Source organism: Oceanobacillus sp. FSL W7-1304 (genome assembly GCF_037969805.1).
Taxonomy (GTDB): Bacteria; Bacillota; Bacilli; order Bacillales; family Amphibacillaceae; genus Oceanobacillus; species Oceanobacillus profundus.
The window spans coordinates 2372315-2388623 of sequence record NZ_CP150211.1; the positions used below are offsets into that span (position 1 = coordinate 2372315).

General features: G+C 36.4%; 13 protein-coding genes. 4 read left to right on the forward strand and 9 right to left on the reverse strand.

The window, feature by feature from the left end:
- Positions 1-110: 110 nt before the first annotated feature.
- Entirely contained in the window at positions 111-1049 is a 939-nt protein-coding gene (locus tag NYE61_RS12055) for an aminoglycoside phosphotransferase family protein (RefSeq protein ID WP_303449432.1), read from the reverse strand.
- A 442-nt stretch (positions 1050-1491) separates the two neighbouring features.
- Here NYE61_RS12055 and NYE61_RS12060 point away from each other — a divergent pair, with 442 nt between their 5' ends.
- Positions 1492-1797, forward strand: coding sequence for a PadR family transcriptional regulator (locus NYE61_RS12060; RefSeq protein ID WP_118890197.1), 306 nt, complete (start codon positions 1492-1494; stop codon positions 1795-1797).
- Between the two features lie 18 nt (positions 1798-1815).
- Entirely contained in the window at positions 1816-2997 is a 1182-nt protein-coding gene (locus NYE61_RS12065) for a chromate transporter (protein ID WP_095313087.1), read from the forward strand.
- A 75-nt stretch (positions 2998-3072) separates the two neighbouring features.
- On the opposite strand, the gene NYE61_RS12070 is transcribed toward NYE61_RS12065, so the two are convergent.
- Positions 3073-3975: a DMT family transporter gene (locus NYE61_RS12070; protein ID WP_095313086.1), complete on the reverse strand. Its 903-nt coding sequence runs from the start codon at positions 3973-3975 to the stop codon at positions 3073-3075.
- A 100-nt stretch (positions 3976-4075) separates the two neighbouring features.
- Between NYE61_RS12070 and NYE61_RS12075 the strand changes: the two genes are divergently transcribed.
- Positions 4076-4957: an AraC family transcriptional regulator gene (locus NYE61_RS12075; RefSeq protein WP_303449428.1), complete on the forward strand. Its 882-nt coding sequence runs from the start codon at positions 4076-4078 to the stop codon at positions 4955-4957.
- Between the two features lie 283 nt (positions 4958-5240).
- Positions 5241-5876, forward strand: a complete 636-nt coding sequence (locus tag NYE61_RS12080) for a nitroreductase family protein (protein WP_095313084.1) — start codon at positions 5241-5243, stop codon at positions 5874-5876.
- A gap of 189 nt (positions 5877-6065) precedes the next feature.
- Here NYE61_RS12080 and NYE61_RS12085 read toward each other — a convergent pair whose 3' ends face one another.
- The 7 genes from NYE61_RS12085 to NYE61_RS12115 all read right to left on the reverse strand — a co-directional run bounded on the left by NYE61_RS12085 (position 6066) and on the right by NYE61_RS12115 (position 16189).
- Complete coding sequence (locus NYE61_RS12085) at positions 6066-7004, reverse strand: ring-cleaving dioxygenase (protein ID WP_303449425.1); 939 nt, start codon at positions 7002-7004, stop codon at positions 6066-6068.
- Positions 7005-7642: 638 nt separating this feature from the next.
- A complete protein-coding gene (locus NYE61_RS12090) occupies positions 7643-9106 on the reverse strand; it encodes an aldehyde dehydrogenase family protein (RefSeq protein ID WP_251661289.1) in 1464 nt (487 codons plus the stop codon).
- A gap of 156 nt (positions 9107-9262) precedes the next feature.
- Positions 9263-9874, reverse strand: coding sequence for an NAD(P)H:quinone oxidoreductase (wrbA, locus tag NYE61_RS12095; protein WP_095313081.1), 612 nt, complete (start codon positions 9872-9874; stop codon positions 9263-9265).
- 355 nt (positions 9875-10229) lie between these two features.
- Complete coding sequence (locus NYE61_RS12100; protein ID WP_240033846.1) at positions 10230-10448, reverse strand: hypothetical protein; 219 nt, start codon at positions 10446-10448, stop codon at positions 10230-10232.
- Between the two features lie 190 nt (positions 10449-10638).
- Positions 10639-13428 carry a UPF0182 family protein gene (locus tag NYE61_RS12105; RefSeq protein WP_303449421.1) on the reverse strand — a complete coding sequence of 930 codons (2790 nt, stop codon included), beginning with the start codon at positions 13426-13428 and terminating at the stop codon, positions 10639-10641.
- A 449-nt stretch (positions 13429-13877) separates the two neighbouring features.
- Entirely contained in the window at positions 13878-14333 is a 456-nt protein-coding gene (gene nrdG / locus NYE61_RS12110; RefSeq protein ID WP_095313079.1) for an anaerobic ribonucleoside-triphosphate reductase activating protein, read from the reverse strand.
- Complete coding sequence (locus NYE61_RS12115; RefSeq protein ID WP_303449477.1) at positions 14330-16189, reverse strand: anaerobic ribonucleoside triphosphate reductase; 1860 nt, start codon at positions 16187-16189, stop codon at positions 14330-14332. Before NYE61_RS12115 ends, nrdG begins: the two co-directional genes overlap by 4 nt.
- Between the last annotated feature and the right edge of the window lie 120 nt (positions 16190-16309).

The following is a 16309-nucleotide window of genomic DNA, read 5'->3' on the forward strand; positions in this document are numbered from 1 at the left end:
TATATTAGTTCTCTTCAATCATCGTAATTCCTTTTTATAATAATAGTTATTATCCTTTTACAACGACTGTGATGACACTTTCGTGACAGGAGAAATAGGTTCTGGCTTAATCATTCACCAATACGTTTCAACTCATCTACTAAGTAATTTATTGTCGTAACTCGTTCTTGCTCTTCTTGCTTATCGTATAAAAGTTGTTCGATAAACTCCCAAATATCCTCTAGCTTTCTTTTTTCTTGATAAAATTGTAATACGTTCGAGTCAATTGAGAAGTTTGGATGATTTTTTCGATAAATCGTAATAAATTTATTGAAATAGTCCTTATTCACAACAAACATTAAATCCGCTTCGACCGGGGCTAATTTTAGCCCCTCCCAATCGATTAATATTAAATGATCAGATTGCATTAAATTCCAATAATGTAAATCGGTATGGCACAGACTCATTTTCAGATTAGCTGCTTTTAGTTTCCTTGCAAGTCCTTCAACACGTATAATCATCTCTTGTAATGGCTTCATGTAGGAACGAATTAATTGCCATATGTCGATAGGAAAATTATTGCCATTGTTCACTGTACCTTGTAACTGTTCTAAAAAAGTTACATCAAAATCCTCTTTGATTGCATCTGTTTTAATAGGAATATCCTCTGCATATAAGTGAAGCTCTGAGACAATCTGTGAAAATTGCTTTATCTGGGTATCTGTTAAATCTTGATTACCAATTGTATCCCCTTCGATATAGTCGTACAGCATATAAATATTGTTTTCATCTTCGCATGTATACGCACTCTGCTTTGTTAAAATCGGTACAATGATATGATGTTTTAAATTACTATATTCCTTTAACCACATCAGTATAGGTATATATTGGTCAATAAGTGCTGTTAATTTTGGTGTAGACGCTCTTTTCTTTTCGTATACTTTTAAAAAGTAACTACTCTTTCCATCATCCACCTTATAAGCAAGGGATGCCCAACCACCTTGTTGATTTGATACATTAAGAACTTCAAGATTATAGTGTGTTCTTAATATATTATTAATGTTATCCATCTGATTCCCTCCTTATAAAGGAAAAATATCTTTGAAATGCAAATTAAATCAATATAAGCCATCCATTTCAAACCCAAAATCAGAAATACAATTCTCATTCTACTTTTATTTTATGGCAATGCATGAACACTGATAATGTTAGCTTTTCCTAAGTGACGATGAATATTGTCTACTACTTCCTATGTACGTAAATTTGTTATGCATTCTGGAATGCGCTTTCCTTCATATTTATATATTTACTATAACAAAATTTCTTCTATAAGCTCTATTTTATTTTCTAATTTAAATCAAGTTTAATGAACTCCATTTTATAGATAATGTAAAGTTTGTTAAGTTTCAATGATGTACATTGAATTGGATATTGACACATGTTATCTTTTACATATCGAAAATCAATATCGGAAATCGATATTGAAAGAATATTAGGAAGGAGTAAGTAAAATTGGAAGATAAGATACTGCGAAAGCTCTTTTTAGGATTTATTCAAATACATATCTTACATCACGCAAAGGAACATCCGATTTACGGAGCTTGGATGCACGAAGAGCTACAGTCACATGGCTATGAGATTAGTGCGGGTACATTATATCCAATTCTTCACAGTATGGAATCAGATGGGCTTTTGACGAAAGAAAATCGAAATGTAGAAGGAAAAATAAGAAAATATTATACAGCTACTAGCAAGGGAAAAGAAATTCTTGATCAAGCCCGGGCTAAGGCTTATGAGCTGTTTAAAGAGATTAAATAATAGGAGGCTAGTTCAAATATGAATTATAAACTTAAAACATGGTTTGAGATTTTAATCGTCTCTACTAGACTTGGCTTAACTTCATTCGGTGGACCTATTGCACATTTAGGTTACTTTCACGAAGAATATATTCGAAGGCGAAAATGGATGGACGAGAAAAGCTATGCAGATTTAGTTGCGCTTTGCCAATTTCTTCCTGGACCTGCTAGCAGTCAGGTTGGAATTGGGATTGGAGTCATGCGCGGAGGAGTAATAGGTGGCATTATATCGTTTCTTGGCTTCACATTACCATCTGTGATTGCACTTATTGTTTTTGCTTCCCTTCTTCATACATTTGGAATTGAAGATGCTGGATGGATCAATGGACTTAAGATTGTTGCTGTTGTCGTTGTCGCTCATGCAGTCTTAGGAATGGCTAAAAACTTAACACCAGACTTAAAAAGGAAAACAATTGCTTTATTTACGCTCGTTGTTACACTACTATGGCAAACAGCTTACACACAGATTGGCGCAATTCTTCTAGCAGCAGTTGTCGGTTTTCTCCTTTTTAAGCAGCAAACCAACATGGAAGAAAAAGCGGTTAGTAATTTCCATATTTCCCGTCGATTCGGATATACTTGTTTATCTCTATTTTTTGGCTTGCTCATCCTGCTTCCGATATTACGCAACCTTACATCGATACAATGGATTGCTTTGTTTGATAGTTTTTACCGCTCGGGCTCTCTCGTTTTTGGTGGAGGACATGTTGTATTACCGTTATTAGAACAGGAATTTGTTCCTGCTGGATGGCTAAATGAACAGGAGTTCCTTGCAGGTTATGGAGCAGCACAGGCAGTTCCCGGTCCATTATTTACGTTCGCCGCATACATTGGGGCAGTTATAAATGGCTGGCAAGGCGGTTTGTTTGCTACATTTGCAATATTCTTACCAGCATTCCTTCTTATATTAGGTACATTGCCATTTTGGGATGCACTACGTCGCAACCCGAAAATTAAAGCTGCATTAATCGGGGTAAATGCTTCTGTTGTAGGTATTTTAATTGCTGCACTTTACAACCCAATTTGGACAAGTGCTATTCATGCTCCAATCGACTTTGCTCTGGCTGCAATATTATTCAGTATGCTTGTTTATTGGAAGCTTCCACCATGGGTAGTTGTGCTATCTGGTGCAATCGGTGGATTGTTCTTATCGTACCTTTAAAATTTCTTGAGATCGTGGAAAGGCTATTCCAGGTAAGTATTGGGATAGCCTTTTTTATCTGTTGTGACACTTTTATTACTTTTTCACTAACGATAGATAAACAATTAAAATTAATATCAAGGCCATTCCGATTACTTGCCAAAGTCCGAACGGAATACTTAACCAAATGATGCTGCTAACAACTGCTGTTAACGGCTCAACAGTGCCCAGTAATGTTGTTTCTTTCGCTTCTAGATACTCTAGACTTTTGATAAACATCCAGAAGGCAAGTGTTGTACCAAATATAATAGAGAAGCCTAATACGCCGATAGTTGCTGCAGACCAATCCTGTGTTTCAACTCTCCAAATTGGATGAATGATATTCATACACACCCCAGCAATAATCATAGCCCACCCAACAACCGTTACAGATGAATAAAAACGTAGCAGATTACGGGCATAAAGTGTATAAAATGCTAATGATAAACCAGAAATAATCCCCCAAACGATAGCAATACCTGGGACTGATAATCCTTTAAAGGAACCATTCGTTAATAAAAGCAGTGTTCCGATAATCGTTAACAGAATCGCAATCACATCTGAAACATGTAACCTTTGATGCCCTCTAAAAATAACCCAGATAATAATATAAATGGGAGCTAGATACTGTAATAAAGTAGCTACTGCAGCGTTACCTTCTGCAATGGAGGCCATGTAAGAATACTGAACTAATAACATCCCCAACAAGCTAAAGATAATTAGAGACAATCTTTTTTGGGGATTTTTCCATATTGTAAAAACTGTTTTTCTACCTGTTAGAAGTAATTGTATTCCTAATAATAATATCCCACTAATAACGAGTCTTGTTGAAACAAACCAATTTACACTGATATCAGCTGTCTCAAATAAATAGTTTGCTGCCGTTCCACCAATTCCCCAAAAACTTGCACCCATGAGAACAAAAATAATGCCCACTATACGTTTGTTTGTATTTTTCATTACATCACCTATAATATTAAGATATGATTACTATATCTAAGTAAACCGTATAATTATATATAAATAGAGTCAAAAAATATATAAATATTGAGGTGATGCAATGAAGAGAGAGATTATCTTAAATTCACTGAACGAAGAACTCATTCCTTATACAGAACCAGGTTGGCAACACTCCCTAGAATACACAACTATTTCAGAGAGACTCTTAGGATATATCCCCTTACATTGGCATGAAGAGTTACAATTTGTGGCCGTGGTAAAAGGTACGATAGAACTTCATATTTTAGGAAGAAAAATAAACTTACCAGAAGGATCCGGATTTTTTATCAATTCTGGGGTTATTCATGAAATCCATGCAAAAACATGGAATACTGCATTTATTTGCTGGAATATCGGGATTACATTATTCGATAAACACATTCAGACGAAATACATCCTTCCTATAATTCAGGAAGGGAGCACACCATATGTAATACTAAACCCTTTAAAAGACAGACATAACCTTATCATACAGGCCATTTTAACTAGCTATGATTGTTACGTTAAAAAAGAAAAATCATTTGAATTAATCATAACCATTCAATATCTAACATGCATCAAGGAATTACTTCATGAGATTGTACTTGATTCATCCAATCGTTATCCGATTTACGACCAACGGGTAAAAAATATTCTAGAATACATTCATACCCATTACCGAACACAAATTAAATTAGAAACACTTGCTGAAATAGCCTATTTAAGTAAGTCTGAAACGAACAGATTATTTAAGAAACATGTTGGGCGAACTCCCTTTACGTATATCCTTGATTACCGATTAGAGCGCAGCATTGATCTTCTAATCGGGACCAGGAGCACTATTACTGAAATTGCGATAGAATGTGGGTTTTCTAGTGTTAGTTACTTTATTGATAAGTTCAAGAAGTCATTTCACCGAACACCTAAAAAATATAGGGATGAAAAATGGTTAAGAAATCGTTAAATTCTTAACCTATTCAAAAACATTCTTATTGGATTAGAGCCGACAAAATATTTTCAGCTGATCAAATGTTTGTTTAATTACTGAATTAGATTCTCCATCAATTAAAAAGTTAATTTTTTTCTAAAATGTCTTAATTCCTCATCTGTTTCAAATTTGTTCCTCTAACCTCACGAAAATCTGGAGATTATCTATTTCGTTTTCCAAGCATTTAAGTTGAAATATTTATCATCCAAGTTATAGTTAGGTAAAAAGAACTATTTTTATATTTCAGGAGGGAATCAGAATGAATTACGAAGAGTTAGTAACCACTCGACATTCAGCAGTTAATTTTATGGAAAATGAAAAAATGACTGAAGATGATTTTCATAAAATATTTGAATTAACAAAACTCGCACCAAGTGCTTATAATTTACAGTTTACGGATTATTTAGTAATAACGGATGAAAACAAAAAGGAAAGAGTAAAAGAGTTAAGTTATAACCAATATAAAATACATACAGCTAGTGCCGTTATTATTGTAATGGGAAATAAAAAGAGCATTGAAATGTCCGAGGTTGAAGAGATCTATAAGCCGATGAAAATGCTAAAGATGATGAATGAAATTGATTATGATATGACAATGGACGCAATAAAGAAATATAGTGATGGATTAAAGGGAAATTCAAATGCTCTAGATATAGAATTGGCGCGAAATGTTGGTATTAATGCAATGTTATTCATGCTAAATGCCAAGCATTATGGATTTGATACTTGTCCAATGCATGTCCATCATGTAGACCAATTAAGAGAAGCGTTCAATATTCCAAATTATCTCCAACCAATGATGATGATCACGATTGGTAAAAGTGTTGATAAGGTGCGTCCACGGGGCTATCGTAGACCAGTAGGAGATTTCGTCAATTTTAATGGATATCGGTAAAATAAATATAATTTACGGTGGTTGGGAGATTAAAAAACAGATCCATTGAATGGCTACACTCAAAATCACAAACATTACAAAAAGACGTCCACGCATTACACATGGACGTCTAAATTACTTTTCTAATAATAGTTACAGCACTCTATGCAATTGATATTTGAGACCAGTCGAAGAACGGATCCATTATCCCTATTTATCCAAGCTTCTTACCTCAATCGGTATTAAAGCTTTATTTAATTGATCACGGTACTGTTCATATTGGGCAGGTAGCTTCAGCTCTGTTCCCATTGTTTCGTATGACTCATCATGAGCAAATCCTGGCGTGTCTGTTGCAATTTCAAACAGAATTTCGCCATGTTCTTTAAAGTAAATGGCATTAAAATAGTTCCTATCTCTTACTGCTGTAACGCCATAACCATTGTTAGCTACATGCTGCTGCCAGTCCAAATGATCTTCATCGTCTTTTGCCCGCCATGCTATATGGTGAACTGTTCCAACCCCAATTTTTCCTCTTTCAATTAGAGTTTGTTTTACATCAATTACATTGCCGATATCACCGTAAGATTTGAAGCGGACTAAATCCTCTTCCTCACCGACTTTTTCAAGGCCCATCACATTTTGCAATGTTTCCCCAGTCTTTTCTGGATTAGTAGATAACAGGATTGCCCCGCCAAACCCTTTAATAGCTACATCTGATGTAACATCACCATGTGTCCAATTATTAGATACGCCGCCTTCTCGTTCTACGAGTTCTAGCTGTAAACCATGTGGATCGGCTAATTCTAAATATGTTTCCCCAAATCGTTGCGTTATTTGGTACTCGATATTGAATTTCGCTAATCTATTTTCCCAGAAGTTCATAGAACCGATCGGAATAATATACGTGGTTACGCCAACTTGTCCACTGCCAATCTTTCCTTGATAGGCGTTAGCCCAAGGGAAGAAGGTAATGATCGTACCTGGTTTCCCTCCGTCATCACCAAAATAAAGATGATATGTGCCCGGATCATCGAAGTTAATTGTTTTTTTAACTAGTCTTAATCCTAAAACACCTGCATAAAAGTCGGTGTTTTCCTGCGGGTGTCCTACAATTGCTGTAATATGGTGAATACCTGCTGTCTTCTTCATTAAATCCTCTCCTTCACTTTAATATTTCTTTGGTCTTTAAACTATATATTATTGTTTAAAATTCACGTTCCATTTTAACTCTTAATTTTATTCCTTTAATTAATTTAATTTTAATTAATTTATCTTTAATTAAATATATTATCGCATGATGATCCCACTATGTCAACGATTTATTTTTAATTAAATATAATAAGTTTTTTATATTTGTTTTTCACGAAAAACAAAGTGGTGATTGGGATAGTAAATATAGTGTGGAAATTTACAAAAGTGACCATGGTCATCAGCTTTGGTCTGACAGAGTCAATCAAAATACTAATCAACTCTATTTGATGGGTCGGTAGAAAAATGGATGGTTCTGGTTAGTGTATTATAAAAACTACTGCAAAATAATTGCGAGGCTGAGACAAAAATATTTTTATAAAAATAAAAACCGAACACGATTGGTGCAAATAACTCGCTCCGCAAATATACTTCGCGCATCCAGTGGCGGCTGGTGAGCCCCCTTGTACTATCTCACTAAGGTGTCACACCTTTGCCTTACCTTCCGCTGGAGTCTACGTATATTTCCTGCGCTAAGCTTATGCATCGTTCGTCTTTAACATTAAACACGTTTGTTATGTCCCAGCTTCTTTCCTAAATTAAAATGGAAACTTTCGATATTCATTTTGTACAGAAATCCATTTCAGTTTTGTAAATTCATCAACTACCCACGGATTTCCAAATCTACCCAAACCACTTTGTTTATTTCCACCAAATGGTATATTGGATGCATCATTAACAGTTTGGTCATTAACATGTGTCATCCCACTGTCAATTTTCAATCCATATGCCTCACCTTTTTTGATATCCGATGTAAATATGGAAGAAGTCAGACCGTAAATTGTATCATTTGCTATATCGATCGCATGATCGTCCGTTTTAGCTTTAATGATTGAAACTACTGGTGAGAACAATTCAGTTTGAGCAATTTCGTCCGAATTATCGACATCAACAAATACATATGGTGTTAGTACGTTTCCTTCACGCTTTCCTTCTAAACCAAGCTTGACACCATCCTTTTTTGCTTTTTCAACAGTTTCAAGCACTTTTTTTATTTGATTTTCATTAATAAGCGGACCAATAACCGTGTCTGGATTTGTTTGATCCCCGTACGGTAATTTCGCAGCTTGCTCTATGAATTTATTTGTAAATGCTTCATATAAATCATCGTGAACAATAATCCTGTTAATGGACATGCAAATTTGCCCCTGGTGCATAAACTTTCCGAAGATAGCTGCCTCCACTGCCTTATCAACGTCCGCATCCTGCAGAACAATAAATGGGTTATTTCCACCCAGTTCTAATGCGACACGCTTGAGATTTTCCCCAGCAACCCTGCCTATATGCTTTCCAAATCCAGTCGAACCAGTGAAAGCTACTAGTTGTATAACTGGGTTTTCCAGCATTTCATCGCCGATCTCATCTGGAGTTGTAAGGATTGATTGGAATACTCCATTAGGCAATCCTGCATAATCAAAAGCTCTTGCAATAATAGATCCACCTGTCAATCCAACCTGTAAATCGGCTTTATGAACAACCGTATTTCCCAGTGCAATTGCAGGTGCAATTGATCGCATCGATAAATTCATAGGAAAGTTAAACGGCGAAATAGATGAAATCACTCCGAGTGGCTGACGATAAACTTTATTTATTTTCCCTTCAATTGTCGAAGGAATTTCTATTACGTTATCTATGGTGTCCATATAATTATATGTTTCTTTTAACACCTCGATTGTAAGATTTAATTCTAATTCTGCTTTGAGCAGTGTACCACCTGTTTCTTTACTGATTATAGTTATAATCTGCTCTGAATTATTTTGCAGAAACTCCGCAGCTTTTCGAAATACTTCCTTTTTGTCGCTCACAGAAGAATGTGCCCATTCTATTTGCTTAACCTCAGCAACCTCAAACGAATGCTTTAATTGTTTTAACGATGCCAAATTAACAGAGGTTATTACGGAATTATCATAAGGATTAACAATATTTTCTGTAATCCCTGCAGCTCCTTCTACCCACTTTCCATCAATATAATTTCTATTATAATTCTCTATAAAGTTTTCCACTCGTACACACCTCTCTATAATGAGTTCTAATATACCTTTTTCCCCTTCTAAGTAAAAATATTCTTAAACACCGGTCTGCTGAAACTTATAATGCAGGGGAAATTAAAAGGCACGAGCCCAATGTATATATCGAGCTCATGCCTCTTTAAAATAACTTTATTGAATTCCCCTTTTAACCCACTCCGCAACTGTCGCCGTACGTTTTGCTTGATGTTTCACAGCACCTTGAACGTCTTCAATCATTTTACCTTCTTGATCGACTGTTACACTTGTCCCATAAGGATTTCCACCCGCTCCATAAATAATAGGATCCGTGTATCCAGGAGTTGCAATAATAGCACCCCAGTGCATCATAGAAGTATACAATGATAAAATAGTCGCTTCTTGCCCACCATGCGGATTTTGCGCAGAAGTCATTGCACTTACTACTTTATTCATTGTTTTTCCCTTTGCCCATATTCCGCCTTGAATATCCAGGAATTGCTTCATTTGAGATGGCATATTCCCAAATCGCGTCGGAACACTGAAAATGATAGCATCTGCCCATTCAATATCCTCTGAGGTTGCTACTGGAACATCTTTTGTTGCTTCAACCGTTGCTTTCCATCCTTCATTTCCTTCAATCACTGATTCAGGGGCTAATTCTTCTACTTTTAATACCCTTACTTCAGCACCTGCTGTTTGTGCTCCTTCCTCTGCCCATTTCGCTAACTGATAGTTTGTACCACCCATACTATAAAAAATAACTGCTAATTTAACATTTGACATATTTTCTATTCTCCTTTGTTTTTGCGATTAGCTTGTCTACAAAACCCCATTTTTATTCCACATTTATAACGTCTTTTATCAGACTTAAAAAAGTCTTATTTCTTCCAAAACCGCCAAAAGTCATCTAAAGTTACCCCACTTGTTAAGGTTTAGCACACATGTGTTGATAAAAATATAGATACAAAAGGAATTAACCATTATTTAATTTTAATAGATGCCGGTTGATTTAAAAAGCAGCCTAACCGAAGGCGATTCTACACAACTGGAATCGCGAGTATTCTCGACTAAATGATAAATAAAGAAAAGGCTGATTCAACAAGAATTTCATTGATCAGCCTTTTCCTTTAAACGATGATTACTTCAAATAAATTTGCAATGAAACCTTCTTATTGGCATAGGACCAAACTGTGTTTTCTACTTTTAGGTTAGTACTAAATCTTTCAATCCAAACCTGCTTTGCATTCAATAATGCCATTAATTGAGCAGTATTAAGTGTCACTTCTTCTGTTTCTTCATTTTTTTGAAAAACAAATACGACGTTCACCAGATCTCCTTGATTCATCGTAACGTTCACTTACCTTCCTCCTTTATTTGTTTTAGTAACATACAATCAACTTTAAATAAATGTTTCACTTTTAGTTCGTCGTATAAATGGTTATACATTCTACCGCATTTCTCAGAATGAACCACTAAGGTCTTATGGTAATTTCTTCATGAAAAAAGATGAGCACCAAATATAAAAGTGCTCATCTCTTATAAACTTATTATTGATTTGCTTGTTCTAACCGCGACTCAATTTCTGCCATAATTTCGCCTGCTTCTTCCCAATTTCCATTAGAAAGGGCATCTTGATAATTACTAAACAGCTCGGAGAATTCCTGTAATAATTGATCTGAATCGACTGACGTTTCCGGAGCTGACGGCTCCTCCTCTTCCGTTTCAGTTGATTGTTCAGGTTCCCCTTCAATATCCTCTTGGGATGGCCCTTCAGGCTGTAGATCACTTGCGTCAATATCACCACTGGCAAGTTCAAGGATACGCTCTAATGCTTCATCAAAAGTTGCCTCCATCACGATATGATCCTGATATGCGACGACAACCTGTTTTACTTCTGGCAATGATGTTTCATTAGAAGACTCGATGTAGATTGGTTCCACATAGAGCATCGTGTCTTCAAGCGGAATGGATAACAAGTTTCCACGGATAACTTGAGAACCACCCTGCGACCACAGGTTTAACTCTTGAGAAATAACACTGTCCTGGTTAATCCGGTTTTCAATTTGCTGAGGACCATAGACATTCTCCTGTTTTGGAAAACGATAGACAAACTTTTCACCATAATGCTCGCCGTCGTTTCGTACACCAATCCAGCCAATCATGTTCTGCCGGTTTCTAGGTGTATAAGGCATCATTAGAATGAATTCCTCTTCCTCATATTCCGGAAGCTTCATCGTTACATAATAAGGTTCCATCTCAATATCCTCATTAAAATAATGCTCCGTCGGAAATTCCCAACGATCTTCACGGTTATAAAAAATCTCCAGATTTGTCATATGATACGTGCCATATTTGTTTGCTTGGATGGTAAACAATCTTTCTGGATAACGAAAATGACTTTGTACATCTTCTGGAATTTCCGTTGTAAACAAGTCCGGGAATATATTTTGATACGTTTTGAGTAATGGATCATCTGGTTCGGTTACAAAGAAATTAACTTCTCCAGTATAGGCATCGACCATCACTTTCGCTGCGTTTTTAATGTAATTTTTGTTGTCTTGATAGTTTTCTGCATATGGATAGCCTTGTTCGACAAGATAAGCATCAATAATCCAAGCTAGTGACCCATCATCTCGAACAATGATATATGGATCTTCATCATATTCAAAAAACGGCGCAATCCGGTTCACACGGTCCACAATATTTCGTGTATCAAGCAACTGACTTTCATTCGAGAGCTGATCCGACACGAGCATACGGAAAGAACCTTCGTTCATAGCAAATAGTAATCGGTTCCAGCCACTAAGCTGAATCCCCTTATCTGCTTCATAACGGTTGGTCATATTCTCATCACCAGATGGATAGTCAAATTCATCGACTGCTGAATTGACGATCACGTTTGGATAATCCAACTCTCCAAAATAAATTTGCGGACGCTCAACATCAACCTCTCCTTCAGGCGGGAGATTCCTTACAATATATTGTGGTTGTCCTTGAGAAGTAACCTCATTGACTTGGCTCATCGCAATCCCATAGCCATGTGTGTAGCGCAATGTCTGGTTTACCCATGTTTGGGCTTGCTCTGGCAAGTCATCCGTACTCAATTCTCTTGCACCTATAAATACTTGCTGGTAATCGCCGTCAATTTCATAACGATCAACATCAATATCATTAAATTGGTAGTACGTACGGAATGTCTGCAATTGATTGTAAATATCAAGCAACGGACGCGAATCATTAATTCGCACGTTATTAATGGTTAGCTCATTATTCTCAATCATCTCTTCATCTAATGAATCTTGGTTACCCGGATGTTCTGAGATATTAATATTCTCAAGATCATAAGCTTGCCTTGTATAATTTAGGTTATGTTCTAAATAAGGCTGTTCGCGCTGAAACTCATTTGGCTCTACCATATAGTTCTGAACAATTGCGGAAACCCCTTGTCCAAGAATAATGACAGCAATATATAAAACAATTGGAATTAATATTGAATTAATATTACCTTTTCGCAGTGTAAGAATAACCCAAATTGCCCCAATTACTGCAACCGCAGCTAGAATATAGGATACAGGAATATTAATAATGCGATCGGTATAACTTAGGCCATGTACCACACTAGTTTGAAACACATTCACTTGATTCGTCAGTAAAGTTTGAAAAGGTGATAGTAAGTGTGTGACCGCTAACAATACGCCAATAATAGCAATGGTTAGTCCAAGATGAATTTGCGCAGAACGATTCATGCGGTACATATGAAAAACGGAGTATGCTGCAATCACAACGACAAGCATGAAGAAACTTAATCCTAGTAAAATATTGATGATAATTTCTAAAAATGGCAGTACAAACATGTAGAAGGAAATATCTCGGTTGAAAATTGGATCACTTTCTCCAAACGTTTCATAGTTTAAGACTTTTAAAAGCGGCTCCCAGCCCACCCCCTGTACAATAATACTACCAATAAGTCCTGCAAATACGGCAATTGCGATAATTATTCCATTCACAATTACTTTCTTTTGTGAGAAAAATGCAGGAAGCTGATGGTGGTCAAAATGGCTTAAATAGGTTCTGCGTATCCAAAATACGGTTAACCAGGTTACAAAGCCAAAAATGACAAAACCAGCTGCTGCAAGTGTAAGTTTACTACCTAAAATTGTCGTAAACACGTTACCAAAATCAATGGAATCCATCCAAATATATTCTGTAATCCATTGGAAAGCGATCGTACCCAAAATGAAAAGAAGAAACAGAATTCCAATAATCGCTCCAGTCCAACCACCGAACTTTTGGATCTTTTTCATTTGTTTCTGGTTTATATTAACGTTAAAGTCCATACATCCTCCTTTTTCGGTTCCTTACGAATAAATCCCTAGCTATTTTCTTATCTATTCAGATTAAAAAGAAAGAACCGGTACTTATGTATTAGTATCTATATCTATTATTCTAACAATAATACATGTATAAGTCATTTTTGGTTACTTTATGACAAAGGAGGGAAATACCGATAAAGTGAAACTTCATTCAGTGGGGGTTTCCCTTCCTCCCCCACTGAATGTTAGTTGAACAGAATCAGGAATTTACTGGCTGTTGATCCCCCACTTACAATTCCTGGTACTCCTCGAATTCTTGAAGTGGGGGTCTTACAGCCAGTTAATGCGTGATAAAAGTTCCTATAAATAAAGGACAGAACCCATAATAAATAATTCATGGTTCTCGCCCTTCATCACTCTTTCTATTTTTTTAAAGGATATCCATGTTCAATAACAAAACCACCATATAGCCCTTATACCTGTGATAAATCGATAATACGCTGATTTCGACTTCCATAGAAATTTAAGGTTAAATCTCGCTCCTCCAAAATAAACGGGCCATCAACGAGCACATCACAATAATGGAGTAATTTCTGTTGATATGGATCAGGCGATTCAAGCAATTGTTCCAATGTGTAACCGGTATAGGCCCAAATGTTTTTCTTTAGCTCTTTTAGTCGTTTTGCTACTTGAGATACGTCTCTTGCTTGGAAAAACGGGTCACCGCCAGATAAAGTAACATCTGTTAACGGATTACTCGCTACCTCTTCAACCACCTCTTCAACTGTCATTTCTGTACCATTACGGATATTCCAGCTTTTTGGATTATGACATCCCTTGCAGAAATGTGGACACCCCGCGAAGAAAATAACCGTTCGCAATCCTTCTCCATCAACAACAGAATCATGAATAATATTCATCACTTTCATTGATGTTTAACCCGTTCCTTTTCTTCCGCACATTTGGCGGAATTCCATCGTTTCATATCTCCAACCAAATATCCAGTAATTCTTCTGATTCTTCCAATTCTACTCTCATCTGCATTCTGACAGTTTGGGCACGCATTCTCTATAATTCCGGAATATCCACATACACCACATTGATCAACAGGATGATTGATTGCACCATAACCAATATCAGCGGCGGCCATTGCTCTTACTAAAACATCTAATGCCTTTATATTTTTAGAAACATCTCCGTCACATTCGATGTATGTAATATGACCACCATTACATAAACGATGGAAAGAGCCTTCAATTTTAGCTTTATCAATACTCTTGATAGAATAGTAAACCGGGACATGGAAGGAATTCGTATAGTAATCTCTATCTGTTATACCAGGTATTTTTCCGAAAACCGCTTGGTCTTTTCGAGTAAACTTTCCAGATAGTCCTTCTGCGGGTGTTGCAATCAACGAGAAATTCAAATCGTAATCTTCACTCGCTTGATTAACTCTGTCTCGTAAATACTGAATGATTCGATATCCTAATTGATAAGATTCCTCTGATTCACCATGATGCTTACCAGTTAAAGCGACTAAAGCCTCCGCCAATCCAATAAAGCCAATACTTAATGTGCCTTGTTTTAACACATCACCAAGTTTATCTTCTTGTTGAAGGTTTTCGCTCCCTCGCCAAATATGCTGCCCATATAAAAATGGAAAGTTTCCTGCCTTCTTTTTAGTTTGAAAATCAAATCGCTCCATTAATTGTTTTATTGTAAGTCCAGTATAGTAATCTAATAGTTTAAAGTAATCGAACTCATTCTTTGCGGCAAGTGCAAGCTTTACGAGATTGATAGAAGTAAAAGACAGATTTCCCCGCTGCACTCCATTTTCCTCACCATGACGATTTGCCATCACACGAGTCCTGCAACCCATATAGGCCACTTCCGATTCTGGAGTACCATCATAATGCACTTTATTAAACGTCGAATCGATAAAGCTAAAGTTTGGAAATAATCGCTTCGCTGTTGTTTCAAGTGCTAATTGGTATAAGTCATAATTCAGTTCTCCAGGTTCAAAATTAATTCCCTTTTTCATTTTAAAAATCTGAATAGGGAAGATTGGTGTCTCACCATTACCCAGGCCTGCTTTCGTGGCCAACAAAAGGTTCTTGATAAGTAGACGACCTGCCTTAGATGTATCCGTACCGTAATTGATGGAAACAAACGGAACTTGTCCACCTCCGCGCGAATGCATCGAATTACAATTATGTATAAAAGCTTCGCAGGCCTGGTATACATCTCGATTCGTTTCCTGCCATGCTATCTCATCTATTTCTTCCGCTGTATATGAAGTAGCATAGCTTTGTATACGTTTCTTATTTTTCTCGAAAGTTTTATTAACATAAGGTGCAAGATCATATTCAAACATGGGATAGCTTTGCCCACCATGCTGCATGTTTTGATTCGATTGAAAAATAATGGATGCTAAAGCCATCGCACTTACAATATCTTTCGGTTCACGCATATGTCCATGTCCAGTATTAAAACCATCTTTCAGAACTTTTCCTAGTGGAATCTGACAACAAGTGGTTGTACCCGTAATTAGAAAATCAAGATCATGGGGGTGGATATAATTTTCATCGATTGCTTGTCTGACATCTTCACTAAGTATCAATTGTTTCGCATACGACTTCGTTACTTCCGCAGAAACCTTCGACATTTGTCCCATTGGTGAGTTCCCATCAACATTGGCATTTTCCTGAATCAGATCATGATTACTTGTATAAACAATCTCATCCAATTTGTTTAGCGGGAAGTAGTCTTTCACTTCCGTTGACATACTTGTACTCATTTTTTCGCTCTCCCTTTTTTATTGTTTCTAGTTCTCTTATTTTGTATCATTCTCCCAAGTCATAACACTACATTTAGTGTTTATAAAGTAAATTAACACTATATATTG